The organism is Mesotoga sp. UBA5847 (genome assembly GCF_002432735.1).
Lineage (GTDB): Bacteria > Thermotogota > Thermotogae > Petrotogales > Kosmotogaceae > Mesotoga.
The window spans coordinates 1-3,034 of record NZ_DJGL01000095.1; the positions used below are offsets into that span (position 1 = coordinate 1).

Here is a 3,034-nt window from a genome sequence, read left to right on the forward strand (position 1 = left end):
CATGTTCTTCGCCGGCATTGCGTCCGCCGATGCTTTTCGGCGCCTTGCGTCTAATCAATTAGCATCACTTCCCGACGAAGTCGGCCTCGACTCTCGTGTTTATCTCTTCCTTACTTGATCTCACAGGACATCGATGAATTCTTTATATCCCAGAGCTTTATAGCCCTTCTTGCGGTTTTCAAACATCTTCTTCAGCATAGGGACATTCTCATCTACGTAGTCGTATATTCTGACCTCATGTTTCCCAAAGTTTTCTCTGTGCAGTCTTCCTGCATATTGCTGAAGAACACCCTTCCAGGAAATCGGAAAGGTGAGGAAGAGAGTGTCAAGTCTTGGGTCATCGAATCCCTCCCCTAGATATCTTCCTGTTGAAAGCAGTGCGAGACCGTTGTCAGCGTTTCTGAAACTGTTGAGATTCTCGCTCTGTATCTTCTTTGACTGCTTCCCGTGTAAGAGAAAGATCCTGTTCTCCAAACCACCCAGCATCTCGTAAAGAGTCTCGATATGAAGAACCCTCTCAGAGAAGACTAGACAATACCTTCCTGCTTCTATGGCCTTCCTAATGTCGTTGCATATTAGGACATTTCTACCCCTATCGGTTTCGATCGCTTTGTAGATCTCTTTGGGTTTGGAATCTGGTTGTGTTTCAAGACCGGTCTGCCTAGGCACATACGTTCGTTCGAAGAAGAAATTCCCCTTTCTAGTGATCCTGTACCTAATAGGGCCGCACTGCATGAACATTATAGGGTCGTGGCCATCTCTTCTCTTTGGCGAGGCCGTCAGACCTGTCACATACTGCGCCGGAATGCTCCTGATAACTCTTTCAAGTGTGAAGGCGGGAATGTGCTGGCATTCATCGACGATAACATGCCCATAATCCGGAAGATTCTTCAGAGAATCCTCATTTCGGCTAAGTGTCTGTATTAGAGCAATGTCAAGAATCCCTTTTGCCGTATTCTTTCCTTGCCCAATCTGTCCTATCTCATCAGGAGCGACCTGCAGGAACTCTTGCACGCTCTCCTCCCACTGTCTCAGAAGCTCTCTTCGATGAACGAGAATGAGTGTGCTTCTCTTTCGCTGCGCGATCAAGTTCAAGGCGATTACAGTCTTTCCGGAACCCGTAGGAGCGCAGAGAATACCGAAATCATGCTCCAACATCTCATTGGCAGCCGTATCCTGTTCCTTTGTCAGATTCCCGCAGAAGGCGACATTGACATGACTTCCGCTGCAGCGCTTATCTTCAAGCTTCACATCGATTCCGTTGCTTTTCAGAAGGTCAATTGAATCGTCCAGACAGCCTCTCGGCAAGAGAAAGTCGATCTCATCTTCTTCTGCGCAGTTGATTCGTCTTGGTTTGTTGTAAGTGGGAAGCCTCATAGCCTGAGCCCTGAAAAACTCAGGATTGTCGAATGTGGCAAGCTTCAGCAACTCACCCATAATCGAGGGCGGCAAAGAATCCTTCTCAATCCTTATAACGCTGTCAAGCTTTAGAGTGACCTCTTCAGGAATCGGCTTAGTATTTACAACGGTCACAGAAAATCTGTTCCCGTCACTGTCATCAGAAATGTCTCGCAGAATACGCGCAACTTCTTTGTGGCTGATGCGTTTTATAGATGAGAGAAAGGCCCACTGATCATCATAGGGTTCGAAATCTTTATCCAGGAAAACTGTGTTTTCCGCTTTGCGCAACATTCCCTGCAGAGGGAGAGCGATCAGATTACCCAGTCCGCCCTTTGGCATAGTATCCTGGTTCGGAAAGAACCTGTCATAAGAGCTCAATGAGAGCCTCGGTCGATGTTCCAGGACCTTCGCGAGCAAAGAAAAGCCCATCTTTCTAGCGAGCGATGCCCTAATCGGCTCGCTAAAGAAGAACCAGAGATGACAACCCTTACCGGATCTCGATCTCTCCAAATACACCGGAACGGAAAAAGCTGCACATGCGTTCATGAAGGCACGTGCATCATCCATCCAGCTTTCTCCATCTAGATCGGCGGCAAGGAACCTGCATGTTTCGTCTTCAATGAGCGGATAAATACCTATCGAGATCTTTCCTGAAAGATGATTGTAGATCACCCGATCAGTAAGCGGCGCGAATTCTCTCGAATCGCACTGAGTGCACTTGATCTGAGGTTTCCTGCAAATGCCCTTCTTCCAGATGTTCTTGCAAACTGGCTGGTACCCGGAAGAACCATCTGCTCCTTCCCATCGAAGTGCATACAAATCCTGCCTGCCAAAGAAAAGAGATCTGTAGAGGGAAATCTTCTCATCAGGCGATGAATAGTGTGATACCTTCGAACTGCCATTTGTTCGGGCTGCCGTCTTCTGTCTCAAACGTTCATTAACGGCTTCAAGCTCCTCTATTCGTTTTTTCAGTCTCTGGAGATCATTGTCCATAAAGCAACTCCCTCATTTATAGTATACAAAAGATGACCGAAAAGTGCATTAGCCTACTCGTGTGGTTGTCAGGAATCAACTCCACTGATTCATGATGTTGAAGCAGAGGTTCTTGACGGCTTTTGTTCTGAATTCCAGTTACTGCAAAGCAAATCTGCAACGCTAAGATGTTCCTGAAGAGTCAACAACGCTCAGGAATTACTTTACATTTACGATCCCAATATATGAACTGTTTATATTGTGTGCAATTAAGAGCCAAGGAAGCAGAGGAAATGAACTGTGAGGTTACTGTCGGTTTTTGAAGATTCATCCGTTTCCATTGAGGAGGATTTCTGCGGTACGCTTTGAAGAGATCAGTCCTCCGTCAACAGTCCAAGAACAAGAACCTGTTCACCGCTAAGACCATTCGATCGAGAAAGAGCAATGTCGAGACGTTCGCTGCGCTCACGAGAAGGCGAGAATCAGAACCCTTCGACCCGTCATCCCGTAGAGCCCGCCCCAGAATCCACTCACTTAGCTTGCCCTGAAATGCGCCTGTTCAGGGTCATCCCGCAGTGCTCCTGTGCGGGATCTCGCCATGACGATCCGCTATACGCTTAAGAACGAGGACCTGCTGAGCGCTGTGGAGAACCGTCCTTCG

Annotated in this window: 1 protein-coding gene; it reads right to left on the reverse strand. The window is 47.6% G+C overall.

From position 1 onward, the window contains the following. Window positions 1-120 precede the first annotated feature (120 nt). Window positions 121-2,394: a TOTE conflict system archaeo-eukaryotic primase domain-containing protein gene (locus B3K91_RS12100; RefSeq protein ID WP_292595294.1), complete on the reverse strand. Its 2,274-nt coding sequence runs from the start codon at window positions 2,392-2,394 to the stop codon at window positions 121-123. Between the last annotated feature and the right edge of the window lie 640 nt (window positions 2,395-3,034).

Excerpts from the sequence above, each read along its gene's own strand:
- B3K91_RS12100 (WP_292595294.1), bottom strand. The coding sequence starts at position 2,394 with ATGGACAATGATCTCCAGAGACTGAAAAAACGAATAGAGGAGCTTGAA.